At 38.7% G+C, this 25,562-nt stretch carries 23 protein-coding genes; 4 read left to right on the forward strand and 19 right to left on the reverse strand.

What is annotated here, in order from left to right:
* Positions 1-261 precede the first annotated feature (261 nt).
* Both QPL79_RS05250 and QPL79_RS05255 read right to left on the reverse strand, forming a co-directional pair.
* Positions 262-750 (reverse strand): metal-dependent hydrolase, encoded by a 489-nt coding sequence (locus QPL79_RS05250; protein ID WP_285273750.1) that lies wholly within the window; start codon positions 748-750, stop codon positions 262-264.
* A gap of 38 nt (positions 751-788) precedes the next feature.
* Positions 789-1,700 (reverse strand): mechanosensitive ion channel family protein, encoded by a 912-nt coding sequence (locus QPL79_RS05255; RefSeq protein ID WP_285273751.1) that lies wholly within the window; start codon positions 1,698-1,700, stop codon positions 789-791.
* Between the two features lie 88 nt (positions 1,701-1,788).
* Between QPL79_RS05255 and QPL79_RS05260 the strand changes: the two genes are divergently transcribed.
* Positions 1,789-2,487 carry a B3/B4 domain-containing protein gene (locus QPL79_RS05260; protein WP_285273752.1) on the forward strand — a complete coding sequence of 233 codons (699 nt, stop codon included), beginning with the start codon at positions 1,789-1,791 and terminating at the stop codon, positions 2,485-2,487.
* Between the two features lie 2 nt (positions 2,488-2,489).
* Here QPL79_RS05260 and QPL79_RS05265 read toward each other — a convergent pair whose 3' ends face one another.
* Positions 2,490-3,137 (reverse strand): adenylate kinase, encoded by a 648-nt coding sequence (locus tag QPL79_RS05265; protein ID WP_285273753.1) that lies wholly within the window; start codon positions 3,135-3,137, stop codon positions 2,490-2,492.
* A gap of 139 nt (positions 3,138-3,276) precedes the next feature.
* On the opposite strand from QPL79_RS05265, the gene acs reads away from it, so the two are divergent.
* Positions 3,277-5,397 (forward strand): acetate--CoA ligase alpha subunit, encoded by a 2,121-nt coding sequence (gene acs / locus QPL79_RS05270; protein ID WP_285273754.1) that lies wholly within the window; start codon positions 3,277-3,279, stop codon positions 5,395-5,397.
* 9 nt (positions 5,398-5,406) lie between these two features.
* Positions 5,407-6,471, forward strand: a complete 1,065-nt coding sequence (locus QPL79_RS05275) for a phosphotransacetylase family protein (protein ID WP_285273755.1) — start codon at positions 5,407-5,409, stop codon at positions 6,469-6,471.
* Between the two features lie 20 nt (positions 6,472-6,491).
* Here the strand turns inward: QPL79_RS05275 and QPL79_RS05280 are convergent, their stop codons facing one another.
* From QPL79_RS05280 to QPL79_RS05325, 10 genes are all read right to left on the reverse strand, one after another.
* Positions 6,492-7,256, reverse strand: a complete 765-nt coding sequence (locus tag QPL79_RS05280; protein ID WP_285273756.1) for a hypothetical protein — start codon at positions 7,254-7,256, stop codon at positions 6,492-6,494.
* A 460-nt stretch (positions 7,257-7,716) separates the two neighbouring features.
* Positions 7,717-8,493 (reverse strand): ATP-binding protein, encoded by a 777-nt coding sequence (locus tag QPL79_RS05285; protein WP_285273757.1) that lies wholly within the window; start codon positions 8,491-8,493, stop codon positions 7,717-7,719.
* 18 nt (positions 8,494-8,511) lie between these two features.
* A complete protein-coding gene (locus tag QPL79_RS05290; protein ID WP_350309089.1) occupies positions 8,512-10,362 on the reverse strand; it encodes an ASKHA domain-containing protein in 1,851 nt (616 codons plus the stop codon).
* Positions 10,363-10,399: 37 nt separating this feature from the next.
* Positions 10,400-11,842, reverse strand: a complete 1,443-nt coding sequence (gene acsC / locus QPL79_RS05295) for an acetyl-CoA decarbonylase/synthase complex subunit gamma (protein WP_285273758.1) — start codon at positions 11,840-11,842, stop codon at positions 10,400-10,402.
* Positions 11,843-11,846: 4 nt separating this feature from the next.
* Positions 11,847-13,178, reverse strand: a complete 1,332-nt coding sequence (cdhD, locus tag QPL79_RS05300) for a CO dehydrogenase/acetyl-CoA synthase subunit delta (protein ID WP_285273759.1) — start codon at positions 13,176-13,178, stop codon at positions 11,847-11,849.
* The gene (gene cdhC, locus QPL79_RS05305; RefSeq protein WP_285273760.1) at positions 13,175-14,818 is read right to left on the reverse strand and encodes a CO dehydrogenase/CO-methylating acetyl-CoA synthase complex subunit beta; all 1,644 of its coding nucleotides are present in this window, start codon (positions 14,816-14,818) and stop codon (positions 13,175-13,177) included. The genes cdhD and cdhC overlap by 4 nt, the downstream gene beginning before the upstream one ends.
* Before the next feature lie 22 nt (positions 14,819-14,840).
* Positions 14,841-15,380: a carbon monoxide dehydrogenase beta subunit family protein gene (locus tag QPL79_RS05310; RefSeq protein ID WP_285273761.1), complete on the reverse strand. Its 540-nt coding sequence runs from the start codon at positions 15,378-15,380 to the stop codon at positions 14,841-14,843.
* A gap of 9 nt (positions 15,381-15,389) precedes the next feature.
* Complete coding sequence (gene cdhA / locus QPL79_RS05315) at positions 15,390-17,774, reverse strand: CO dehydrogenase/acetyl-CoA synthase complex subunit alpha (protein ID WP_285273762.1); 2,385 nt, start codon at positions 17,772-17,774, stop codon at positions 15,390-15,392.
* 60 nt (positions 17,775-17,834) lie between these two features.
* On the reverse strand, positions 17,835-18,614 hold the full coding sequence (locus QPL79_RS05320; RefSeq protein ID WP_285273763.1) for an ATP-binding protein: 780 nt from the start codon (positions 18,612-18,614) through the stop codon (positions 17,835-17,837).
* Between the two features lie 23 nt (positions 18,615-18,637).
* Positions 18,638-18,838, reverse strand: coding sequence for a CooT family nickel-binding protein (locus tag QPL79_RS05325; RefSeq protein WP_285273764.1), 201 nt, complete (start codon positions 18,836-18,838; stop codon positions 18,638-18,640).
* A gap of 81 nt (positions 18,839-18,919) precedes the next feature.
* Between QPL79_RS05325 and QPL79_RS05330 the strand changes: the two genes are divergently transcribed.
* Positions 18,920-20,062: an ATP-grasp domain-containing protein gene (locus tag QPL79_RS05330; RefSeq protein WP_285273765.1), complete on the forward strand. Its 1,143-nt coding sequence runs from the start codon at positions 18,920-18,922 to the stop codon at positions 20,060-20,062.
* On the opposite strand, the gene QPL79_RS05335 is transcribed toward QPL79_RS05330, so the two are convergent.
* From QPL79_RS05335 to QPL79_RS05360, 6 genes are all read right to left on the reverse strand, one after another.
* The gene (locus QPL79_RS05335) at positions 20,031-20,942 is read right to left on the reverse strand and encodes a coenzyme F420-0:L-glutamate ligase (protein ID WP_285273766.1); all 912 of its coding nucleotides are present in this window, start codon (positions 20,940-20,942) and stop codon (positions 20,031-20,033) included. The genes QPL79_RS05330 and QPL79_RS05335 overlap by 32 nt on opposite strands.
* An 8-nt stretch (positions 20,943-20,950) precedes the next feature.
* Entirely contained in the window at positions 20,951-21,853 is a 903-nt protein-coding gene (locus QPL79_RS05340; protein ID WP_285273767.1) for a RimK family alpha-L-glutamate ligase, read from the reverse strand.
* A gap of 18 nt (positions 21,854-21,871) precedes the next feature.
* Positions 21,872-22,555, reverse strand: a complete 684-nt coding sequence (locus QPL79_RS05345) for a HisA/HisF-related TIM barrel protein (RefSeq protein WP_285273768.1) — start codon at positions 22,553-22,555, stop codon at positions 21,872-21,874.
* A gap of 125 nt (positions 22,556-22,680) precedes the next feature.
* Positions 22,681-23,964: a uroporphyrinogen decarboxylase family protein gene (locus QPL79_RS05350; RefSeq protein ID WP_285273769.1), complete on the reverse strand. Its 1,284-nt coding sequence runs from the start codon at positions 23,962-23,964 to the stop codon at positions 22,681-22,683.
* Between the two features lie 7 nt (positions 23,965-23,971).
* Positions 23,972-24,619, reverse strand: a complete 648-nt coding sequence (locus QPL79_RS05355) for a cobalamin B12-binding domain-containing protein (RefSeq protein ID WP_285273770.1) — start codon at positions 24,617-24,619, stop codon at positions 23,972-23,974.
* A 209-nt stretch (positions 24,620-24,828) separates the two neighbouring features.
* Positions 24,829-25,539 (reverse strand): PD-(D/E)XK nuclease family protein, encoded by a 711-nt coding sequence (locus QPL79_RS05360; protein ID WP_285273771.1) that lies wholly within the window; start codon positions 25,537-25,539, stop codon positions 24,829-24,831.
* Positions 25,540-25,562 lie beyond the last annotated feature (23 nt).

A 25,562-nucleotide genomic window follows, 5' to 3' on the forward strand; every position in this document is an offset into this window, starting at 1 on the left:
ATAGCAGGGTTATATATCCAGCTATCTGGCATTTTAACACCCCATTAGAAGAAGCCTTTTAGATTATGATCCACGACTTTTGTTTGCAATTTGTTTTAATTGATTGATATGCTTCTGTTTTTAGGAGACAAACTATGTAATTTAATTCCATTGGCGCATAGTTTCACCAAGAGGTAAAAACCTATTTGTAGAGGTATAAAAGTTTTTAGAATCCTTGCTAATGAGCTGACATCTTCTAGTTATGAACTCAACTTAGTATGCTTATGCGATTTTATAGTTTATGTAAAGTGCTAAAAGCATAATCGAAATTAGTGTTGTTAATCCATTTAACAACTTGTTATCGAATCTCATTTTTGTAAAAGCAAATCTCTTTTTTATAAATGGCCACATAAGCACTATTCCATCAGCTGTTAGAGAATCTAGTAGCAAATGGGATAACCCAATGACAAGAGATATAACAAAAATTTTTTGAATAATTTGATGTGAAATAGCAATTTTTGTGGAAAGAATCAATAGGTTTATCAGGATAGCAACGATGGTGGAAACTAGAAGTACACCAAGTAGTGAATGTGTATATGGTGTTCTCCTATATCTGTTGTGACCTCCTATCGAATCTATGAACCAGTTCACAAATGTTGATAGAGCAACTACAGTAATTGTGTTAACTATTAAATAGCTTGTTATGGGAAGAGCTTCTGCAAGCCACAATCCAATGGCGAAACTAAAAATGTTATGAGTGCTTCTTTTCATAGCAAAACCTTTGAGAATACAGTACAAAAATTAGCTTTTTACATACTTTGACAAATTCTTTCGTTGATAAGCTCTCTATGGGTTTTGATAAACTCTTTCAGAATTGCTGATCTAAATTCTCTTGTTTTTACCTTGGGAGGTGCTTCTGCTATCAATAAAACTATGTAGTATTGTTTATCTGTCTGCTCTTCTATGTATAGCCTATAATCTTTTAGAATTGCTGAAACTTTTTTGTGAAGTCTCATCAAAACATCGTCGGGATTGCACATCACTGGAAACTCATATCTTACCTGTATAACTTTGCTTTCACTAGATTTCTCAATAACTATGCTACTACTAAAAAGCATGGTGTTTGGTATTTTAACTATTTGCCCATCAACATCAAGAATTTTTGTGTACATAAAGCCTATTTCTATTACCTGACCCTTTAAACTTGGAATTATATAATCTCTGCTAAAGAATTTATATGCTGGAAATGCTAAAAGTGATAATGGTATTGCACCAGCTATTCTAACCATTTGCCCAGGCTTCAAATAGCCAGACAAGAGTATGAGAAGACCGGAGAAGAAGTTTGATAGAACTGGCTGTAAAGCAAGACCAAAAACAAGACCAGAGAATGTTGCACTTGCTAAAAGACCTTCTCCCCCAATGCCAAGACTAGAAACAATTGCTATAGCAAGTAGAATATAGCCAACAACCAATATCACATTTCTAATGAAGTAAGCTTCTTTAAACCCTTTTAGCCATATCATTGAAGCTGATGCAAAAAGCTGAATTATTATGATACCTGCTACAACAATAACTATAGAATTCAAAGCTCCTTTATAGTTTTGATAGAAGTTTGCAAATTCCTTTGGTAAATAGGTTATAGAAGCTTCGAAAACCTTAATCGCAATAGCAATTACTATTAGAATGACAAAAGCCATTACAACTCTTTTTCTAGCCTCCATATATTGAAGCACCGAAAAACTTTTGTGCTTACCTCATAACCTAAAACCATTTTTAAGCTGTGCTATAAGTGCTTTGTAGTGATGAAAAATGGCTTCGAATCTTTGTAGCGAACTGGGAAGAATTCTCCATGTTGATGATGATGCTAAAAAGCTTGGAATATTTGTTTCATATACCATTTCATGGCTTGTTGAGGAAAAGCCTTTTGCGTCGTACCCATTTGAAGATGATGTTAAAAATCTTTTGGATTATCTGAAAAACAGATATACATTGGATAGCCTGAAAAATGATGCTGTTGTTAGAGCATATAGAGACTTTTTCTGGAGAATAGGAATTGACCCTACAAAGGTTAGACCAGCTAGTGAAGCTCTTGTTAGAAGGGGTTTGAGAGGATCTTTTCCAAGAATAAGTCCTGTTGTTGATGCTGGCAACATAGCATCTGCTTATACAATGGTGCCAATAGGTATGTATGACTTGGCATATGCTTCTCCACCATTTAGAATAACTATTAGTAGAGGTGGTGAGGTGTTTAAACCTATTGGTGGAGGTGAGGAGAGACTTGGAAAAGGTATACCAATATTTGTAGATTCAAAGAATTTGGTTATGCATATATATCCTCATAGGGATAGTGTAGAGACTATGATAAGAAACACAACAAGAGAAGTTCTTATTGTTGGTGCTGGTGTTCCAAACGTTGAAACAAATCTTGTTAAAAAAGCTGTTGAAATTGTTGCTCAGTTGCTTGAAAAAATTGGTTGGAGTTGGTGTCGCTACATAGAATTGAAGTAGAGCTACCCCTTCAATATTCCCTTCTCCCTTAGTATACGTTCAATATCTGCAACAACAATTGTTGCATCTCTAGATGAGTCAATCTCTATCAGAATCCCCTTCCTTCTGTAATACTCTATAACAGGTTGAAATGTTTGCTTATACACTTGATACCTTGTTCTAACAACCTCTGGCTCATCATCTTTTCTTCTAATAAGCTTGTGGCCACAAACATCACATATTCCAGGAACCTTTGGAGGTTTCCACTTAATATTGTATATAGCACCACAGTTGGGGCATATGAGCCTGCCAGATACTCTCTCTATAATAACCTCTACAGGAGCTTCAAACAAGAATACAGCATCAATTGTTGTTATTTGATCTAGTGCCTCAGCTTGTTTAATTGTTCTTGGAAATCCATCAAGTATAAACCCCTTTCTACACTCAGGTCTTTGAAGAACACTTTTAACAACTTCTACAACAATTTCGTCAGGTACCAAAAGCCCTTTTTCCACATACTGCTTTATCTTCATGCCAAGCTCTGTGCCCTTGGAAATTTCCTCTCTGAATATATCACCTGTTGATATGTGTGGAATGCCATATTTTTGATTTAGCATCTTAGCATATGTTCCCTTCCCTATTCCAGGAGGTCCTATGAAAACTAGTTTCATGTTGCAGTCCCGTAGAGAAGTTGTAGCAATGTTCTGCAAATATATGTTTTGTATACTCTCTGTAGTATAGTTTGATAAATGCATATATATTTGCATGTTTATAAACTCTTAGCTATATGTTTAAACCTGGTTAAAACACATGAAGAATGATCTAGAATCACTATTTAAACCAAAATCAGTAGCTGTAATAGGTGCTTCAAGAGATCCTAGTAAATTGGGTTATGCAGTACTAAAAAATATTGTTGATAGTGGGTACAGGGGAAGGGTTTATCCAGTAAATCCACAAGCAGATAACATAATGGGTTTGAAGGCATATAAATCTGTTTTGGATATTCCAGATGATGTTGATGTTGCTGTTTTTGTTATTCCTGCTCCCATTGTTCCAGAGGTTTTGGAGGAGTGTGGTAGGAAGGGTGTTAAATATGCTGTAATAATTTCTGCTGGTTTTAAGGAGGTTGGTGGTGAGGGTGTTGAGAGAGAGAAGAGAGTAGTTGAAATAGCGAAAAAGTATGGTGTAAGAGTTCTAGGGCCAAATATCCTTGGTTTAATAGATACTCATACACCAATCAACGCATCTTTTGCTTATATGCCACCACGAGGAGGCATAGCATTTGTTTCTCAAAGTGGTGCCTATTTATCAGCTATAATTGATTGGTCGGTTAAAACTGGAATAGGTTTTTCAAAAATTGTTAGCTTGGGGAATAAGGCTGATCTTAATGAGGTTGACTTTATTGAGTATTTAGCAAATGATTCTGAAACAAAGGTCATACTACTATATTTAGAGTCTATAGCAAATCCGAGAAAGTTTATAGAAGTTGCCTCGGAAGCTGTTAGGAAGAAGCCTGTGATTCTTATTAAGGGTGGTATGACTGAGGCTGGGGCCAGGGCTGCACTAAGTCACACAGGATCTTTGGCTGGTGGTCCACAGATTGTTCAAGCAGCTATGAAGAAAGCTGGTATAGTGCTTGTTTCAGAGCCTACAGAATTCTTTGACTCGGCAATAGCATTCTCATTAACAAGTAGCTTACCTGGGGATAGAATTGCTATAGTGACTAATGCTGGAGGCCCAGGTGTTATGACAGCAGATTTAGTGGCTTTAGCGGGTTTGCGACTAGCTCAGCTAACACCTCAAACAATTAGCTATCTAAGATCAAAGTTACCACCAATGGCTGCTCTCAACAACCCAATTGATGTTATTGGCGATGCTAAAGCTGATAGGTATGAAGTTGCTCTTGATGCTGTTTTAAACGATCCTAATGTAGATGCTGCAATAGTGATATTCACACCCCAGGTTATTTCAGAACCTGAGAAAACAGCTGAGGTAATAATAGAGATGCAGAAAAAGTATCCACAGAAACCAATTCTTGCAGCTTTCATAGGTGGTCCAAGAGTTGAGAAAGCAATTGAGATACTGAAATCAGCTGGAATACCTGTGTATGAATCAAATGATAGGGTTGTAGCTGCCTTGGCTATAATGAATAGGTATAGAGTGATGAGGGAGAGGGTGATGAAAATGGCAGAGGCATTAAATGAATTATCTAGCTTGGCAAATGTTGATAAGAGGTGTGTAGAAGCAATAATAGATAGAGTGAGGAGTGATGGTAGAAGGGTTCTTCTAGAATCAGAAGCTAAGGATCTTGTTAAATGCTATGGAGTAGCAGTTGCTCCAACAAAACTTGCAAGAACTGAGGAAGAGGCTGTGAGAATTGCAAATGAGCTTGGATATCCAGTAGTCTTAAAGATTGCATCACCAGACATAACCCATAAAACGGATGTTGGCGGAGTTATTATGAATGTTAAATCTGATTCTGAAGTTGAAGATGCTTTTAGAACAATTATTGCAAATGTTAGAAGATATGCACCACAAGCAGCTATACATGGTGTTGTTGTTCAGAAAATGGTTCCAAAGGGAAGAGAAGTAATAATTGGTACAACTAAGGATCCTGAATTTGGCCATCTAATAATGTTTGGCCTGGGTGGGATATACACTGAGCTATTTAGAGATGTGTCATTTAGGCTAGCTCCGCTATCTACATATGAAGCTAGGGAGATGATTGCTGAAACAAAGGCTTATACACTACTCAAAGGCTTTAGAGGAGAGAAGCCAGCAGATATAGAGTCTATAGTTAATACCTTGCTTCGAGTAAGCAAACTTGTTATCGATGTTCCGCAGATAGTAGAAATGGATATTAACCCGCTATTCGTATATGATGAAGGGGCTGGAAGCTTGGCAATAGATGTGAAAATAGTGATTGAGTAGGTGATGAACATGGTCAAATCCATATTTCTATTTGGTGAAAAGGGAAAGACTATAATTGCCTATGGAATTCTCAAAAAGCTGATTCTGGATGGATATAAAGGCTGTTACTTTAAGCCTATTGCCAAGGCTAGATATAGACTACCCTCGCTAAAATATGTTGATCCAGATGTTATTGCAGTTAAAGATGCTTTGGGGCTTCAAGAACCAATAGAATATTTGAATCCAGTTACCATAACACGTAACATTATTGAGTTGAGGAGGGATTTAGACAATGTTAAAAAGATGATTATGGAGAGTTACAGCAAGATTTGCGAGGGAAGAGATGTTATTGTTATTGAGGGTTATCCAAATCCAGAGGCTCTATCAAGTATTGGTTTGTCTTCTGCTGAATTGGCTAAGATGCTAAATGCTAAAGCAGTTTTTCTTGTGAATGTGAAGGAGAGAGATGTTGTTGATGAACTTGCTGATAGAATTCAACTATATAAGTGCTTCTTTGAACATCAAGGCTATTCATTAAGTGGTGTAATATTGAATAATGTTCCCATGTACTATATTGAGAGAGTTAACGATGTTATTGTGCCGGTTCTTGAAGAAAAGGGGTTGAACATATATGGGATTATACCTGAGAAGCCAAGTCTCACAGCACCAACTGTGCGTGACATTGTCGAGGCTCTCAATGCCGAGGTTATTGAGAATAGGGATAGGTTAACAAACATAGTAGAGGATATTGTTGTTGGTGCCATGGCGCCTTCAGCAGCTCTTAGATGGTTTAGAAGAGCTGTTAACGCGGCTATAGTAACTGGTGGTGATAGAACTGATTTGATTATGGCTGCTCTCGAAACAAAGCCAAGTGTAATCATTTTAACAGGTAATCTCTATCCAGATATCTCGGTATTGACAAAGGCTAGGGAAGTTGGTGTTCCCATACTACTTGTGCCATACGATACATACACAACTGTCGAGAAGCTTAGAGAAGTGCAATCAATTACTACATCAGATTCTCTTAAAGCTAAGGAAAGTGAGCTAATTAGAACAATAAGCGAAAATCTGAATATGAAAAAACTTTTGGAGTAAACAATTCAATTTTTAAATATTCACTTCTTTTTCAACTTGCTCAATCTTCTCAAAAGCTCTAAATCCCCTTGATAATCACCAGCACATGTTGCTATAATTCCATCCACAAGCCCTTCAAGCTTCTCTGCATATGCAGCTGAATTATCTAAATCTGTTGTTGGAGCCCAGCCAATTCTAGCAAGTATTTCCGCATTCCTCGGTGTTTTAATCAAGAAATATGTGTATAGTGGAATATTGAGCTTCCTCATTTCTGTTGACAACTGCTCTAAAACTGGTAGTGTCTCATTTGTTAATCTCATGAAGAATGCGAAGTCCCACCCAGTTTTAACCCTGTTGACCATGTCTTCAACACCAAACTGCTTCACCCCATACCTCTCTCTCCATGGACGTGGTGATAGAAGACAACCAAGCTTTACACGTCTTAGCTTAATCTCATTTCTTAGAAAGTCTCTTGCATCCTCTGACTTCTTCCAGTATTTAGGTGCCAAAGGCTCTCCATACTTAGGCTCATCACCAAATGTTAAAACAAGACCATCTAATCCAACAGCATCAGCTGCAAGTGCAAGTGCCCCAACCTCTACAGGCCCCTTGTAATTCAGTATAAATATTGGCATAACAATTTTATCTGGATACTTAACCTTTAAAACACATCCAACAGCAGTACCACTTGGAGCTGGTACACCAGCAGCACTATCAGTAATGTTCCATCCATCAACAAGATCCTTAGTTTCTTCAGCCATTTGAAGGAATTTTCTAGTTGGAACAAACTCGTGAAGTATTTTCATATATGTAGCACCACAATTAAGAGAAACAAGCCTACTATTATATAAACTTTTGTATCTTCATAAAATTCATTGTTTAGCTACATTTAGCTACCCAATGGGTGCAGAGCGTTTCCCCGCTAACGGTACTTCTAATAAATACTTGTAAATATCTTTAGTTCCGTTAGCGGGGTTGGCCCTAGGCTTGGAGTCACCAGCTTCGCCCAAGCCGCATGGGGTCCTGTCGAGCCCAACGCCACGGGGCTCCCATCTGCTCTCACTTGGTTGTTTTCTGCTGCCCCTCAACGCAGTGCGAATCACTGGAGCAGCCCTCTGCCCCAACCAAGCAATTATAGTGATAAGAGATATTTAAATTTATCGCTAAACCGGCAACAGCCTATCTAAAGGAGTTTCTCCATGTTTTCGATTCTTAGAGAGGAATGGAACAGATGTATTTAATAGGTGATGCAAACATGTTTTGCTTTTAGTCAATTAATTCTATGTTTCTTGCTATTATTCTAGCTGATTCAACAGCTTTGCTGTGTTTAGGTAGGTCTAGCAGTGGCTTTCCCTCCATACTGTATTTCAGTATCAGATCATCATCTGGAATTGTGCCAGCATATTCATAGCCTAGTTTCTTCACATAGCTTTCAACTTCTGAAACAAGATTTTGTGGTAGTCTATTTCCAACAGCATAGAATTTGTCTGGATTTATCTTCACCTCTTTGGCAATGTTAATAATTCTTTCAGCTGTTTTAATGCTCATTACTGATGGATCTAAAACAACTATCATTGTGTTTACATGTCTATCAACTCTTCTATTCAAATGCTCAAGACCAGCTTCCATATCCATTAAAACAACGCTATAGTTCTTCACCAAACCAGTTAAGATAGTGGTTAAAACAGAGTTTACATAGCAATAGCATCCCTCGCCCTCACCTCTACCCATTGCGATAAAATCAAAAAACTGAGACTCAAACAAACAGTCTCTCATAATCCAGTAGTTTAGCAGCGATATTTTGTCGAATCCAGATAGCGTGAATTCATCAATTCTCTTCCTAAATTCCTCAACAACATCACCAACTGTTTTAGCTATCTTTATCCCAAGAACATCTGGAAGATTTGTTGCAGGATCCGCATCAACTACAAGTATTGTGTCACTAATACTGCTCTCTATCAGAACTTTCAGTAGTAGTGCTGTCAAAGTTGTTTTTCCAACACCGCCCTTGCCAGAAATAGATGCTATGTAGGGTCTTTTCAAAGCTCTTCACCTAAACACTTATTTTCTCATATGGCTCCAAGGCTTAATCTCCTTGCTTTTTCTCCACCATATTGGGAAAAGCTCTTGCTTTCCTGGAAGTATAAAACCTGCTTCGTATTCCTCCATGAAATTTGGATCCAGCATTAGCTCTATACTTGCAGTGTTTTTTGCAACATTTTCTGCTGCTTGTACATAGCTTTTAGATAGTGTTGTTAGTATTGCTCCTCCAAGAGATCCATTTCCTATAAAACTTATTTCTGCATTTGGAAACTCTGGTATCATGCCAATGGCTATTGCACTATCAATGTTGAGATATCTTCCAAATGCTCCACATATAAAGACATGTTTTATTTTATGAACATCTAAATGCATTCTCTTCATAAGAATTGATATAGCTGCACAAACAGATGATTTAGAGTCTATAACATTATATATGTCCTTTTCAGTAATAACAATATCTCTTCCAGTTCCAGACTCCTCAGCAGATGCAACAACATATTCATAGCCATCAGGACCTCTTCTAATGTATGGAGACTCAATATCTCTATAGAACTTTCCCTGAGCATCTATAACACCATTTATAAAAAGCTGTGCAACAAGATCTATGTAGCCAGAGCCGCATATCCCTATAGGCTTAACATTTCCAATAACCCTGTACCTTGCTTTCAATGTGTTTGAATCTATTTCAACACTTTCTATAGCTCCCTGAACAGCTCTAACACCACATCTAAGCCCCCAACCCTCGAATGCTGGTCCAGCAGGTGCTGTTGTTCCCAGGAACCAGTTTCTACACCCAATAACAACCTCAGCATTCGTTCCTATGTCTATTAATAGTGCTGGCTCATCCATAAGGTGAAGACCAGCTGTTATTATATCCCCTACAACATCTCCACCAAGAAATCTTCCAGAACATGGCAATACATAGACAAGAGCATTTCTATTCACATCCAATCCTATATCAGAAGCTCTTAATATGTATGGTTTTGGACTTATTTTAACAGGTTGCTTAAATGATTGTATAAGAACATGGGGATTTGCACCAACAAATAGATAAGTCATTGCAGTATTTCCAGCTACTGAAACATGGTATATGCTCTTCTTGTCAACACCATGTTTTCTACACAAATCATTTACTAGAGCATTTACCACATCCACAACAGCTTTTTGAAGCTCCTTAAGCTTTTCATCATTTGTTGCATAGGATATTCTCGAAACAATGTCTTCTCCATACATCATCTGCTTGTTAAACTCTGACTCAACATCTATTACCTCACCAGATTGTGTATTCAGCAATGCAACAACAATTTTTGTTGTTCCAACATCTACTGCAACACCATAGTAAACCCCACTCTCCTTAACATCAACAACTGCATTGTGAAAAGGATCTACAAAAGCTATTGCCTTGCCACGTCTCTCAACAAAATCCTCAGCTTTTCTTATTAAATCATCATCAACTCTGTAGAAAGAACTTAGCTTAACTATGTCAAAGTAATCTGAAATTGTTATTCTATTTAGAATAGGCTCTACTTCAATTTTTGGTAAGTTTACATATGACAGAAGCTTGGCTTTTCCAAACTGGCTTTCGGAAGGAATAAAAACCTCCACATCACCAACCACTTTAGCTAAGCATGCTAGTACATAGCCTTTGCCAATTTCCTCATCTGAAATAATTGACTTATCGGCTAGTCTATGTTCAACCCCTCCCTTTACAAGCACTTTGCACTTGCCACATAACCCTTTACCACCGCAAACACTTCTAATTCCTATGTTTGCCTTGCGAGCCACATCCAAAATTGTTGAGCCTTTAGAAGCTTTTACAGCAATATTGAATTGTGGAAAGAAAACATTGACTGTGGCTTCATACTCTATTGTTTATCACCAAAAACATAAAAAATTAACGAAACTCTCATTGACCGATCAACTCTTTTAATTTGTCCTCAGTCCACATCTTCTCAATGAACTTACCGATTTCGCTAGAATCCATTGGTCCAACAACTACTTTCCAGCCAGTAGCATCTTCTACATCTCCAGAAACTCTAGCAGCTTTGCCAGGTATTATGAGAACCTTGTACTTAACTTTCTTATCAAGTTCCGCAGCCTTTATAACCTCTGCAACCTTCTCCCCAGTAAACTTTCTGCCAGCTACAGCAACATCAACTGCAAGCCCTTCTGTATCAACAACAACAAGCCATGCATTAACCTTGGCCTTTTCAACATCACTTAAAACAATGCTGTACGTCAATGCATAGTTTGTTGTTACCAAAACGGGTGATTTCTCATCTGGCTTTCCAATTTCTCTAACACCAGCTGGAACAGCAACTGGTTTTCTAGGATCTGTATACAGCTGAAATCTCCACATTACCTGTGGAAGCAGCACCCAGCCATCGAGTGAGTGCATAATGAGAACATCAGCATATCTGGTCATGAGCAGTGTAGCCATTATTGCTTCCCACCACATCTTATCCATAACATCCCCCTCGAGCTGTGTCCACACGGATATTGGTGTTCCGATGAGTGGATACCCAGCATATTTCCAAAGATCGTTAGCAGCTTTGTGTCTAAGCCACGTAAAGGCTTTTACAGTATATGCAAGCCCGTTTAAACCTACAAATGTTCCGGGATCTAGAACAAGATCATTTAATCCAAGACCCTCGCTAAGTGTTGCAACAAGCGATACCAAAGTGTCTAAATCTCCTGGAGAGGCTATGGCTAGTGGTGCATCAAATCTTTTCGAAAGCTCAGCCATATCTCTCCAATTATCTTTTGTGGCTGCATATATCAATGGCCTGTGCTCTTGTGGCAACACATTGAAGCCAGCTTCAATAACTGTTGGATTTGTTGAACAAAGTATTAGGGGAAGCGACGAGTTTTCAGCCACAATCTGAACTGTTTTAGCAAATTGCTTAGGATCATTTGTTACTGATCTAACTGCTATCAAATCTAGCTTAAGTTTTCGACCAACATATTCATATTCAAACTTTTCTATGGTCTCAACACGTTTAAGAATAGTGTCCTTATCCATGGAATCATCAACATCTATAGCTATCGCAGCTGGATTCATGTACCTTAGCTCATGTCTATACATAACATATTCTCCACCAATTTTCACAACCCTCTTAGAGCTCTTCACAACAACTTCTCTAACTGGGGGAGATAGAAGTGCTCTTAGTTTTTGAAGACTTTCTGCATAGCTTTTATCCTCAACTAGAGGAGGACACTGCTCAACTGTAGCATCAAAATTCACAAGCTTAACAGCAAAAGCCATGCAGTTTGGCTCTCCACACTTTCCACAATTTGTTTTTGGCAAAAGCTGATAAACTTCTATTGGTGTTGGAGGTTTCCAGGGCATTGAATCACACCACTGGAAGTTTTGCCGAAAGCCAGGACAACGCCTTTTCAGGTTCCCTTGGCTTTGGTTCTGAAAACAGGTATTCTCTAAGACTTTTGAGAACCTTCATTGTAAGTGGGTGAAGAACCATGAAATAATCTGCACCTGCAAGTAGACATATAACACATGTTAGTGTTTCCCACAAAGGCCCTCTGATTTCTTTAGGCCCCCAGTACTGATCCATTGTCATCCAAGCTTCTCTAGCACCCCAAGCGTTTGCAGCTCCAACATTGAATGGGTGTTGAAGAAGATCGTTACCCATTAAAGCACCTAGTCTTGCACGCTCCATTGTTGTAAAGCCATATTCTGTGCCATAGCCTATTCCACCTATGTTCAAATCCAGTATTATTCTGTTTCTCGGTATCCATGTATATACCTTCCTGTTTATCTCCTCAGCTTTTTCAACACTCATAGGAGAGAAGTCTATTACAACAGCATTTGTTTTTGCTATATTTGGACAAACCTTCTCCAAATCCATATCCAAATTCAGGCTATTTATTACAAGTCCCTCACTTGGAAATGCATTGGCCACAGCATTAAATACCGCAACGTCTTTCTCCGGATTGCCACTACCACCAACAACAATAGGCACCTTAACCACTTGCAAAATCTTATCAACAGTTTTTACTGCCTCTTCTGGAGAGGCATTCTTTATTGTTGGATCTGTACTAACGAGGTGAATATCTATGGCCTCTGCACCAAATTTCTTAACCCATACCCTTGCCCACTCCTCGGGATTGTCAAGAGCATCGCCAAAAGCTTGCCTCACTGCTCTAGGCAAACCAATTCTCATATCGAAAGTGTCTCCTCCAAAAGCTGGTGGATGTGGGGGTTTATAGCCAGCTAGATAATAGTATGGTGGAAGCTCGTGACCACCCAAAACTATTACAGTATCTCTCGTACCACCATCACTTTTAGTAGCACCCATTCTAACCTCAACAACCTTTCCACCAAACTTTGCCTTTGGCTCTTCAAAAGACATTTTCATTAATTCAACAACTTTCTTAGCTATAACCTCAACAGCTTTTGCAACTGCAACACCAGCTTGAATTTCTGGTTTTGCTTCAACAACTTTTTGTGGAGGAGGTGCCACGGCAATTGGTATAGGCAAAGCCTCTGCAACTGGTAGAGGCATTTTCAGCTCAACTTCATCAAGCTCCAACTCAATATTGTAAAGCTCCACAAAACCTTTTTCAAGAGCTTCAACAATTTTTGCTAAAAGACCAGCAACTTCAGCATAGCTTTTCGCACTTTTTTCATCATCTAAACGCTTTTTCTGCTGCCTCGACTCACTCACTTTTTCTCAACCTCTCCTCTTCTTATAACCATCTTCTCAATTTTTACTCTAACACCCTTCAAAACAATGCTTACAGAGGGTCCTTTTGGTTGGGTAAGAGCTGTTGGTATAGTTACGGAAACTGTTATACCACCTGGCATTGGTATTGTCACAGCTTGTACACCAGCAGCAACAGGTGTTGGTGTCACAACCACTTGTTGCGGCGCAGCTACTGCTGGAGCTGGAGTTGGTTGCTGCAACACCTGCTGTGGTGGTGCTGTTGGTGGTTTTTGTAGTTGCTCCTCAGCTGCCTTTCTTTCTTCAACAGCTTTTTTCTCAACAGGCTTCTCCTTCTCAAGAATCTTCTTTGCTATTGGATGACCCTTTTCAATAACAAATTTTTTGAGCTCCTCAACTGATTTAACCTCCTTCTCTGTAGCTATCTTATCTCTAAGCTCAGATGGTATAGCATCTAACACACGCTCCTTAAGCTCTGAAGGCATCCACACAATTCTTGTCCATCCACCATCTGCTTGAAACAGTTTTTTGCTTCTTAGATACAGCAATCCTATTCCCTGGAACCCTGGAACCTGCTTACCACCACCAACAGCATCAGCTATTTGACTAAACCTCAAACCAATTGGTGTTACACCTGCAAATCCTCTGTGAACAAGGCCAACAGCATCAAGCTCTGGTATGTAGAATGTAGCTATTTCGAAGCATCCACATATTGTTGGTGGATACTCAAACAAGGAGTAGAGCTTAACTTTTTGTATAGCTCCGTTGGAGAACTTTTTAACAGCTTCGTTAACACCATCATACTCTCCCCCAATTGGATCCAGGCAATTACCTTTTGGCACAGGCTGTATAGGCCCCTTTGGATCTATTTGCGCAGCTACTCTTGCATCAAGCCATGATATTGCTCCACATGCAGATGGTCTTTCTGGTGTTATTATGCATACATGTGTTGGTGCAAATGATTGACACAATTTGCAGGCATAGAACATGTCTGCATCCTCGTCCCTAAGCCCCAGAGCCCTTCTATCCCTTTCCTCATAAACCTTAATAGCTTGTGGATAAAGAGCTTCAACAACTTTTGCATCTGTTATGAAATATATTCTCAGCTTTTCCAGTATTGGGAATGCTGATTTAAATAATCTATATAATGCTATTCCAATGTATTTGAACGAGTTTAGACCTTTTTGATAAGATCTTTTGCTAACTCTAAGCCATATCTCATACCTTTGATTTAAATGCATATACCCTTGAACATAGTTACTAAACTCATGTATTCGTCTCTCAAGAACACCCTCAGCCTGTGACTCAAGGCCCTTGCCAGCTCCCTCCAAAATAACTGCATACTCATAGCTCTTACCCTCGCTCAACTCATTCAAATCAGGTCCCACAACAACAATTTCCCCATCAACAACCTCATCAAGAGGCTTAACCAAGAACAACTCAAACTTATATTTAACTTTTGGTCCTCCAAGTTCAACAAACATTTCTGGTGCTCTAACCCTTTGACCTTCGTACTGAGGCCCAACATCAACAGGTATATCAGAAAACACTCCCTTTGGCGGTGGTGGAGGAACCTTAAACACTTTCACAGATACATTTGCAGGAACCTCAAATTTTTCAATAATTTTTAGCACAGCTGACATAGATTCTCACACACATTTCTATCTATTTTTGATTAAAAGTTTTAAGAGATTCAACAATATGGGTGAAGTTCTTGTACCACACAACTAGGGGTAGCGATGGCAAAGTCCATGTAGCATTTGGCTGTGCATATGGGTCTAGGGATAGCGATTGCACATCGGGTCTGTAGTGCTTCAGGTAATTGAGTAAAAGCCATTCATAGGCATATCTAAACCCGATGAAGATTGCTAGTTTGCATGGAACAAGCCCTTTGGATATTTTTTGAATTGCCTCAAGTGGGAAAAGGATTTTGTAGCCTTTGAATCCCTTCTCATCAATTCTCTTAACAACATCAGAACTTGACACAATTACTGGTGCGTTTAAGGCTTTTGCCATTTCAATTATATGATCTATAACATTAATGTTTCCAGCAGCTTCAATCTCCTTAATGTTTGCACCTACAAGAATTGCTTCTTGACCAAGATACTTCCTAATAATTTCAACCACCCTATTTACATCAGTAACCACAGTAGCCTTTACTGGTCCTGGCGGAATATCTCCCTTGAGCCAGTATTCAAGAGCCATGCTAACCACCTATATTGCTACTCCTTCCCTCCTCAGCTTGTACTTCTCCACAACATCTCTCAACAGTGTTGGATTTGGTGTTACAGATTTTTCTCTCCACCCAACCTCCTTCAAGTAGCTAATAACCTCATCTCGATATGTTATCGGTATATCGCCTTCTGTTCTTATATACAAGTGTATGTCTGGAGGCAATTTGTCATTGCCATAGAACTGCTTGTAAAGCGATATGTAGTTTGTTAACTTTATTGCTCTACCCTGTGGAGTATCGGCAGGTCTAATGCAAAGTTTTGGTATCATCACCATTGCTTCCTCAAGACTTTCAGCTGCGTAGAATAGATGCTGAGGTGCTGGATCTAGCTTCACTTTCTCACCACTCATTGCATCATAGCCAATCCAGCTCTCCTCATCTGTTTCATCACCTAAAAGCATTCTTCTGTACTTCAAGCCATGGGGACCAACTATAACAGGTACTCCCAGTCTCCAGAAACCAGATGCTATAGCAGCTGCTTTTTGGCTCATAGCACCCCATGCAACACCTACTGCACCAACTCTATTCAATATATAGTCAGCAATCTCGGCATAGTTTGCTCTTAGAGGAAGTTTTGCAAAAATGTTTGCAATCTTTATTACAGCACCTGCAATATGTGAATTTGCAACGCATGAACCAACATTAACTATTCCACCCGCTTCGAAAATACCTGAGAACTCTTCATATGGTGTTTTACCCTCTTCATTTTTGTGCATAGCAATAGCCATTGCAGAACAGCCAGAGGCAACAACAATGTATCTTCTAGATGCGAACTCTTTAGCCATTAAAGCCACGTCCTGAGCACCATCAGGCCAGTTAGCACAGCCAACAAATGCTACAACACCTGGTATAGTCCCCAAGACAATGTCTCTTCCAACTGCTCTTATCTCTGTATCTTGTATTGGTCCTCTCCCAACTCTACATCTATACCTCTCGCTTAGCACAATGCTCTTAGCTGATGAGAGAATCAGTGTAAGCACAGGTATGTTCCTTGGGCAATCATATTCGCATCTTCTACATGCAAAACATCTTTGGTAGAGAAATGCAAGCTTAGATAAATCACCTTTGGCAGCAGCAGCCATGGCAACTGATATCGGTAGATTCTGCGGACAGTTTCTCTCACACTCTCTACACAAGCTACACTTCTTGGCGTAGTCAATAATGTTTTGCTCATTGAGAAAACTAAGCTTGTATTTCATTCGCATTGGTGCAAGCTTCAAAGCTGTTTTGACAGCTACCTGAGCAGCTTTATCCTCATCTAGTATGAGAGCCCCTGGTATTTTGCCGCTTACAAGCTCTTCAACAACAGCATCTGGATCTGCATATGTTCTATCTGGCAACCCCCTCATAGCCTTATCAGATGTTGCTATTACAACAGCTCCAACATTTCTAGCCTCCTCAACAATGTTTGTGTATATGCATTGCTCATCAATTACAATAACATCTGGAACACCAGTTCTAATAAATCTTAGCTGCCAGGATATAGGCCCAACAATCTTAGCTTTCTTCTTTTCATATCTTGTAAGGTCATGTGCTGTGCAGCAAAGACCACAAACCTCAACCTTGTCTCTAATGCCTGAAGCCTCTAGATAATCAATTATTGCTGTTGATGGCAATACGTTATGTCCTATAACAAGTATTACTGGTTTAGAAGCATCTATAGTCCCTATTCCGAGATCAACTAGAGGAGCATTTGGATCTGCTTTTGGCATACCCAAAGAAACTATTTGAACAACATCTGCAACCTCAAGCGCTATGTGATCAAGCATTCCAAGATGAAGAACCTTAGATTCATAATCCATCCAATTGCCTTCTTGACCAATTTGAACACTTGCAAGTGTTTGAACAATTTGCTTCTCAACATAATCCAAAACAATTTCCAAATCCTTAATTGTTCTTGGCTTAACACCTGTAACAAGTCTTGTTATAGGCATTTCAACATATACTTCTCCACCAAGATCTATCGGGGTATCCTCACCATATTCTCTCTTTAGCTTCTCAAGAAGCTCTCTAGCATGACTAGCATGAGTTGCTGCACCAATAGCACAAACAAGTGTTACCAACCTGGATTGCTGCTCAGATAAGTTTAATCCACACGCCCCCCTTTTACCCCTAGACAAGTCACATCTTCCATAAGTACACAAACAGCACAAGTCACAATATGGAAGATAAAGAGGTTTATACCTCTTCAAAAGTGTGTGGTCCCAGTGACGCAATGTTGCTATTGATGGGAATGGTGTTGGCCCTGGAGGCTCTTCCCACTCCTCAACAACATAACCAATACTTATATCAACACCCTTAGCCTCGCCCAAAGATGTTTTAAGCTCATCAATTCTGAATCTAACGTTTCTAAAAGGTATACTCAAAACACATGCACCACTAAAATAAATAATAATTTAATTTTCTAAAAAATAAATTTTATGACTTTATTTCCTATGTAGAAACTGTGCAACTATCTTGTTTTTCAACTCACTCAATGCTTTCACAGCTGGGGAAAGAGGCTTGTAATCCAATAGCGAAACACCATTATAGTCAGCCTCGAAAACAGCTTCATCAAATGGAATCCAATGAAACACCTCACTATTTATGTTCTTCTCAACAAACTCAACATCCCCAGAGCTTCTAACCTTGTTAACAACATATCTAAAGTTCTTCACACCAATATCTCTAGAGAGCTTCTCCATTTTAAGTGCAACATCCAGTGCTTTTATCGATGGCTCTACAACGCATAGAACAAGATCCACACCCCTAACAGCACCTCTACTCATGGGCTCTAAACCAGCAACCATGTCAATCACAACAACATCTCTTCTTCCAAGAACAAGATGAGATAGCAATGCTCTTAGAAATGCATATTCTGGACAGAGACACCTCGTACCTCCTTTTCTCACTTCGCCAAGCTTCAAAACAGTTACGTTGTCAGGTCCTTTAACACCAAACCTATCAACAATGTCATCAACTTTTGGATTCAAAACTAGAAAGCCATTTGGTAGCAGTGTTCTAGACTTTATAAACTCCTCTTCATCGAATAGAATGGGGGCTTTATCAGCAACATCACGAGGAATCCCAATAGCTGAAGCCAGATTAAGACTTGGATCAGCATCAACAGCTACTACACTAAAACCATCTCTACCCAAAAACCTGGCAAGAGCTGCTGCTATTGTTGTTTTTCCCACACCACCTTTTCCAACAACAACAATTTTCATGGAAAACCCGCTTTTGGCTATGCCTAGTCTTTTTGAATCTTTCTAAGTATGACCTTGTGCCCTATGAAATCAATGCTTTCAATAACAACATCATCTATTTCATACTTTCTTCCAGCTATATCAACAAATATGTATCCATTGCTTTTTGGAATCATTGAAACAGCTTCCTCAATAACCAATCTGGTTTCTGAACCCTCTTTCACATAAACCTTTGACTCGCACATAAAACTTGTTCACCCCTTTTCTTGTTACATTGCAAAGAGCTTTATTAGCTTATGCACAAGCTTTAGTTGTTGTGAAACTATATGGTTTCCATTCTTGTAACTGAATATGTTGTTAGCACCTGTTCACAGGAAAAATGCTACAGATCCTTGCTTAGCGAAGCATATGGAATGGTTTTAGCAGTTACAGAAGCATTGGCTAGAGCAGGTGCAAATGTTTTTGTTACTGTTTCGAAATATGTTGCAAACTGTTTTGAGAATATGAATAGGATTGTTGTTGAGAATAGCTATATGGATTTTGTTGAGGAAATGAGTAAGCATGTTGATTATGTAATTGCTATTGCTCCTCCACTAGAACTTGTTGAAATAGTTGGGAGAATAGGAAAAAAGTTTTTAGGGCCCTCATACAAGCTTGTAAAAATATTTTCAAATAAATATGAAACCACCTCAACACTAAGCAAATGCAGTGTTAAAACTCCTTACACAAAGCTTTTGAGTAGAGAAGACAATGTAAAAAATGCCTTAAAGGATTTTGAAATGCCTATTGTTATAAAACCTGCTATGTCAGCTGGTTCTGAATGTAATTACATTGTTAATAATGTTGATGAGGCAATTAAATATGTTGAGAAGGCTTTTGGCTGTGACCCCCTTGGACATGTGGTTCTGCAGGAATATGTTGAGGGTGTTCATGGAAGCATATCATCTGTTTTCAATGGTGAAAAACTTGTGTTTTATAGTTTGAATCTTCAGCTAGTGTCTTTGGATGGAAACAGATTTGTTTACAGAGGTAATGTTCTTCCAATTAGAAACCAAAGATATGTGCAATGGGCTAGAAACATTCTTGAATCAATGTCTAGTTGTTTAAATGGTCTTGGGGGGTATATAGGTGTTGATGTTGTTTGGAATGATAGTGGAATGTATGTTGTTGAGGTTAATCCAAGAATTACAACATCCGCTATAGGCATTGCAAATATCTATAAAGACTTTGGGCATGTTCTTTTGAAAACCAAAAGCAATGGTATTTTCCTAGGTGATGTTGTGAATGGCTATGCATATGTGGTTAAAGCATCAAAAATACTTAGAGAATGCTTGTTTACATGTTCCGAAATTAGTGAAGAGATTTGCAAATTGGTAGTTGGCAAGGCGAGTAGTTTGAAAGAGGTTTTTGATATAATTGGGGAAGAGACTAGGAACATTATTTATAGAGTTGACGAGGATCTATTTTAATGCATTCACCACTTTCTCTACACAACATGATTTTTACTAAAATCGCTGGATAGTGCTTTGAAGTGTTCATATCAGCCCATTTCACATCACAAAAGCTTTTCTTACCCAAGTTCTCAAGCATTTCAAAAGCGTTTCTCCCAAGACCAAAGCCTCTATACCTTTCCACAACCCTCGATATAAGCAAAACAAGAGGTAAACCAATGTTGTGGCTACAGGCCACTGGTGTTGGATACTCTTTGAACAAGTCGGCAAATTTTCTGCCAATGAAATAGCTTATTGCACCAAAGTCGAAAACACCTCTAATTTTTGAATATCTGGTTGAGAATGCTATTCCCCCTAGCCCCTTTGGCTTGTAACACTTATCTGTATCAACTACTAGCACAACAATGGATTTGCCCAATTTCCTATAGATTTTTGTGGAAATTTCTTCAGCAATTCTATTTGCATTTTTTAGTGGTAGAGAAACATAGGTGTATGGAAGATTCGAAGTGTCTATACCAGCTTCAGACAATGGCTTGAAAAAGTGCTTTACACCTCCAAAGCGAAGTGCAAGCTTTTTGTGTGCTGCAGCAACCTCCAACGGTGTGTTTGTGAGTAGATTTATGGTTTGTTGGGATTGAAACATGTTTCTAAATGCTTTAAGCCAAATAAAATTGCATAGTCTTGTCATTGCAATTGAAAATCTGTCTGCTTTCACCATTTTCTCGTCATATACATTTCCAAGTGCTATGGATATTGCTTTCTCTGAAATTGCAAGAACATCACCATTATCTATATGAGCTTCAAATCTTTTGATTATATCATTCACAAAGTCTGTTCCTGGATACCAATAGCTAAAAGGTTTTTTCAAAACCCTTAGCACTATCCTATATCTCGACAATGAAAAAGCTACCTTCTAGCTTTTTCAATAACGTACTTAGCAATTTCCTTAGCTATATCGATTTCTGGATGTGCTTCCTGAAGACCTCTCCACCCAGGCTGGCTATTAACCTCCAAAACATAGAGAGAATCAGGTAAACGAACTATGTCAACACCAGCTATTTCACATTCAAGTATTTTCGCAGCTTTTATAGCAATGTTCTCTACATCAGAATCTAGTTTTTCTATCTTCACAGCTTTTCCACCTCTAGCAATATTTGTTTTCCATTCAGTAGGTGGTGCACGTCTATACATTGCAGCCAACACCCTTTCCCCCAGCACAAAAACCCTTATATCCTCTCCTCCATGAGGCAAAAACTCCTGGAGATATGCAACATGTCTAACAAATGTTACTGATCTTACAACATCCCAGAGAACATCCCTATCCCTAATTCTTATTCTTGTACTTCCATGGCCTCTAGAGCCAAACATTGGTTTAAAGACAACGTCTTTGCTTTTAAGCATTTCAACGCTTCTCATAGCTAGTGAACTTCTCTCCGTTGCTATTGTTCTTGGTACTGGAACTCCATGCATTTTCAAAGTGTAAAGAGATCTAAACTTGTCAACGCATTTCTCTATAGCTGATGGCTTGTTGAATACAGGTAGCCCAAGTTCTTGAAGAGCATAGAGAATATCTATTCTGAAAATTGCTTGATCCAAACTAACACGTCCAAATGGTCTAACAACAACTGCTGAAAGCCTATCAACAATATTTATGTTGTTTACATAAAACTTTGGCTTATCAACATCTATATGCGCAACAACATCGCTAAATCTGAATGTGTGAACGGAGCATCCAAAACTTTGAAAAGCTTCTATCAAATGTGATGAGCTCCAACTCCTCGGATTTCTAGTTATGATTCCTATCTCCATGGAAACACCACAAAATTATCAAAACTCGCACTTGTCTACTAAGCCTCTGTGAATAGCTGTTGCAACAAATGCATATTTAACTCCAAGACTTTTCAAAATGCTTATCTCATTCAACTCCCTCAAACCACCACCAACACCAATGTCAACACCCTTGCAAACATCAACAACACTTTTCAAAATCTCAACATCTATTCCCATAGATGTTCCAACTCTATCAAGAAACAAAACAACAACCATCTTAACACCACTTCCACAAACCTCTTTAGCAGCTTGCACAACCCCAATCTCAACATTTTTGAATTGCGTCATACGATTCTTTGTATCCAAGCTAACAACTCTATTTCTCAACAAACCAAGTTCACTGGGGTAAACAAGATACTCCGTACCAATAACATAGGCAATTCTCTCGTTATCCCTTATAGAAATGCCTTCTCTACCAACATCAGCAAAAACCTTGAATCCAAGAGACAAGGCAGTTTCTATAACATGTCTATTTCCACCTCTACCCATTATAGCATCTAGATCAGCTATGTAAACATTTCTACATCCAAGTCTCGAAAAACCATTCAAAACATCTACTGGATTCGGAGAATTTGCCACAACACTTTTAGAAAGAGGCTTATACTCGTTTCTCTTACCAGCTACAGCATGAACAACAACACCATTCATAACATCTAGCACAGGAATTATTGTCAAACTCATTTTTGTAGCACCAAATGAATAATAATGATGTAGTAAAAAGAAAAATATTTTATTTTCGATTTACAATAAATTTGTTAGTTAATGTAAATGTAACATCCACAACATAAAAATATGAACACATAGTTTTAATATGTACCATATTTAAGAGCTGCGTTGATATATGCACGTACATTTTCTGGAGGTGTTCCAGCAGGTAGTTCGCCTATCGATGGTGATATTATAAATCCTCCTTCGGGTTTTATTTTGTTTAGTAAGTTTTTTACATATTCATCTATTTGTTGTGGTGTTCCACTAGCTAGTAGTGTTGTTGGAACTCCACCCATTACTATTGTATGCCCCTTAAGCTTTTCCCAAATCTTTATAAAATCTTTTGGTCTTTCAAACCAGCCTATTCCCCAACCCTTTGGAAGCTCAAGTAATGTATCAACATGTGGTGAATGATCACCTTCGAAAATTACAAAGCCTTTGTATCCTTTGCTAACAAGTGTTTCAATTATTCTCTTTAAATATGGCCAGTAAAACTCGTTATAAAGCTTTGGAGGAAGCATCTCATTAAGATGCAAAGGTATGAAGAATAGTGGTACTGGTGGTGTTGGAGGTACAGCTGTTGCAACTTTGAGTATTGGATCAACAAGAGCCTCGCAAGCAGCTTTGAAATTGTCTGGATACCTTCTTATATCTAGCATAGCTCCTGTTGGATGTCTCAGAAAGTCTCCTATAACATCGGCAGGTGCATATGCATTTGTTCCCAATGGAATTATTGGATAACCAGCTTTAGCAATAGCTGTGAAAAGATTTATTTGAAATGCAATCACCTTTTGCATAGCAATACCAGCTCTAATCCAAGCACCATTCCATTTTGATGAACCTGGTTTTCCAAGACCTTCACATACTCTTGGCAAAATAACTTGGTTCATAAACTCAACTGGATTGTCTATTAGCTGCTTATATTCCTCAGGCTTCATAAACTCTCCTCCAAGAAATTGTGGATGCATATTATCTCTTAGTTCTCTACCAGGCCACTTACTCCATTTGTCCTTCAAAACATCATGCAAAGGCCCTGTTAGAAATCTGATGATGTTTGAAAAGTCTGGGAACTCAGCAAATGCTAGAGCAAGTGCAAAACCTTCTAGCATCATTGGCACAAGCAGTATTGGCCAATCACTTGGAAAATCATGTACAAATTTAAGTACAGCATTTTCGACCTTGTCCGTTAGGCTATAGGATAACTCATACCAGGTAATGCCTGTGTAGGAGCAGAGAAAATCTCCTGCTGCACCAGCAATAGGAACTCTGTCAGGAACCTTAAGCTCTACAGCTTTTAGAAACCTGTTAAGCTTCTCTTTAGCTACTTCCTCAGGCTCTTTCTCATGCCTTTTAATCCACTCATCTATTGGCTCCATAGCCATTTCATGCTCACCTCATCTTTTTATCCTCTATCCACTTAAGCATTATTTTTACTCCCTCAGCTGCGCTATTTGTCCACGCATCTGCCCCAACATACTCACACGCATATTTGTCTACTCTACCACCACCAATAATTATCTTCACTTTATCTCTTAGCCCAGCTTCTTTAATAGCATCAACTGTTTTCTTCATCGAATCTATTGCTAGTGTTAAAAGCCCTGACATTCCAACTATGTCTGGGTTGTACTGCTTTATTGCATCAACAAATTTTTGTGGAGGTACATCAACACCAAGATCAATAACCTCAAAACCAGCTGCCTCAGCCATTGTAATAACAATGTTTTTGCCAATATCATGAATATCTCCCTCAACAGTTCCAATAACAAACCTTCCTATAACCTCTCTTCTCTTTCCCAATGCCTTGAGCTTCTCCCTAGCCATATCAGATACTGCCTTCAGAATCTCACCAGCCATGACAAGATCTGCTATGAAGAACTCGCCCTTCTCATACTTTTCACCAATAATATTAGCAGCTTTTGTAAGATCATTCAGAATGTTTAGAGGATCCTCAACCTCAAGCCTCTTCCTAGCCAACTCAACAGCTTTTCCCTCATCAAGTTCAACAATAGCCTTAACAAGCTCTTCCGACATGGACATAGATACATCACCAAAAATTAAAACTAGAGCAGAAAGATAAAACCTTTCTGATTATATGGCTGTTCTAGCCACGTGTACGATATTGGAACTAGATTCAACAAATCATGTCGTAAATTCCAGTGATTAAATCTCAATTACTTGTAGCAACAAACATTTTTGAGTTTAAAAATAGTGGATTTTGTAAATGAAATTTGCTGTTTGAGTTATCTCTAAGCAGGTGTAATGATTGGTATGACCTCTACTCCCAATCTTTTTGCAAGTGAGTGTGTGTCTGGATCTATAAACCCAGCTATTATTACTAGTTTTGGCTTAACCCCTTCTCTCCTCTCATATAACAAGCCTATTTTGTGAAGCTCTGAAACATCTGCTTTTGATGCTCTAGACTTTACCTCTATTAAAATATGCTCCCTGTCTTTGATGGCCACATCAACTTCAACAATTGATGGATATCCATAGACAAAACCATCATCATCTCTATAAACCCACTTCTCAACTTTTGCAACCCCAAGAACATCTTCAACAACATACTTCATGGCTTGTCTAAAAGACTCTTCACTTATAACACCAAATCTATGAGCAATGATAACAACAACCCTTCTGGTTTCTCTCAGTTCCTCCTCGATCCTGGCAAACCTGTTTTCAAGTTCTAAAAACCTTTTCTCTAAATCAGCAAACCTCTCCTCTAATTTCAACATTCTCTCCTCCAACTTCGATACTCTCTCCTCTAATTTAGTAAACCTCTCCTCTAAATCAGCAAATCTCTCCTCAAGTTTAGCGAATCTCTCCTCAAGTTTTGTAACTCTATCAAGAATTTCGCTAAAGCCAAGCAAACCCATTAAGGCATAGCGAAACTCTTTATCAACTTCAAGAGTTTTTAAAATCCTCTCCTTCTCCTCTGGAGATAGAGTAGGTGAGGCCACTTCAGATACCCATCTACTTTTCT

It is taken from the genome of Ignisphaera cupida (genome assembly GCF_030186535.1).
Taxonomy (GTDB): Archaea; Thermoproteota; Thermoprotei_A; order Sulfolobales; family Ignisphaeraceae; genus Ignisphaera; species Ignisphaera cupida.

What these genes read in the sequence shown, in the direction of transcription:
- QPL79_RS05340 (WP_285273767.1), bottom strand. Translation starts at nt 21,853, where the DNA reads ATGGAGATAGGAATCATAACTAGAAATCCGAGGAGTTGGAGCTCATCA.
- cdhC (WP_285273760.1), bottom strand. Translation starts at nt 14,818, where the DNA reads ATGTCAGCTGTGCTAAAAATTATTGAAAAATTTGAGGTTCCTGCAAAT.
- QPL79_RS05320 (WP_285273763.1), bottom strand. Translation starts at nt 18,614, where the DNA reads ATGAAAATTGTTGTTGTTGGAAAAGGTGGTGTGGGAAAAACAACAATA.
- QPL79_RS05350 (WP_285273769.1), bottom strand. Translation starts at nt 23,964, where the DNA reads ATGGCTATGGAGCCAATAGATGAGTGGATTAAAAGGCATGAGAAAGAG.
- QPL79_RS05330 (WP_285273765.1), top strand. Translation starts at nt 18,920, where the DNA reads ATGGTTTCCATTCTTGTAACTGAATATGTTGTTAGCACCTGTTCACAG.
- QPL79_RS05280 (WP_285273756.1), bottom strand. Translation starts at nt 7,256, where the DNA reads ATGAAAATACTTCACGAGTTTGTTCCAACTAGAAAATTCCTTCAAATG.
- acs (WP_285273754.1), top strand. Translation starts at nt 3,277, where the DNA reads ATGAAGAATGATCTAGAATCACTATTTAAACCAAAATCAGTAGCTGTA.
- QPL79_RS05255 (WP_285273751.1), bottom strand. Translation starts at nt 1,700, where the DNA reads ATGGAGGCTAGAAAAAGAGTTGTAATGGCTTTTGTCATTCTAATAGTA.
- QPL79_RS05265 (WP_285273753.1), bottom strand. Translation starts at nt 3,137, where the DNA reads ATGAAACTAGTTTTCATAGGACCTCCTGGAATAGGGAAGGGAACATAT.
- QPL79_RS05310 (WP_285273761.1), bottom strand. Translation starts at nt 15,380, where the DNA reads ATGGCTCTTGAATACTGGCTCAAGGGAGATATTCCGCCAGGACCAGTA.
- acsC (WP_285273758.1), bottom strand. Translation starts at nt 11,842, where the DNA reads ATGCCCTGGAAACCTCCAACACCAATAGAAGTTTATCAGCTTTTGCCA.
- QPL79_RS05355 (WP_285273770.1), bottom strand. Translation starts at nt 24,619, where the DNA reads ATGTCCATGTCGGAAGAGCTTGTTAAGGCTATTGTTGAACTTGATGAG.
- QPL79_RS05250 (WP_285273750.1), bottom strand. Translation starts at nt 750, where the DNA reads ATGAAAAGAAGCACTCATAACATTTTTAGTTTCGCCATTGGATTGTGG.
- QPL79_RS05345 (WP_285273768.1), bottom strand. Translation starts at nt 22,555, where the DNA reads ATGAGTTTGACAATAATTCCTGTGCTAGATGTTATGAATGGTGTTGTT.
- QPL79_RS05260 (WP_285273752.1), top strand. Translation starts at nt 1,789, where the DNA reads ATGGCTTCGAATCTTTGTAGCGAACTGGGAAGAATTCTCCATGTTGAT.
- QPL79_RS05275 (WP_285273755.1), top strand. Translation starts at nt 5,407, where the DNA reads ATGGTCAAATCCATATTTCTATTTGGTGAAAAGGGAAAGACTATAATT.
- QPL79_RS05325 (WP_285273764.1), bottom strand. Translation starts at nt 18,838, where the DNA reads ATGTGCGAGTCAAAGGTTTATGTGAAAGAGGGTTCAGAAACCAGATTG.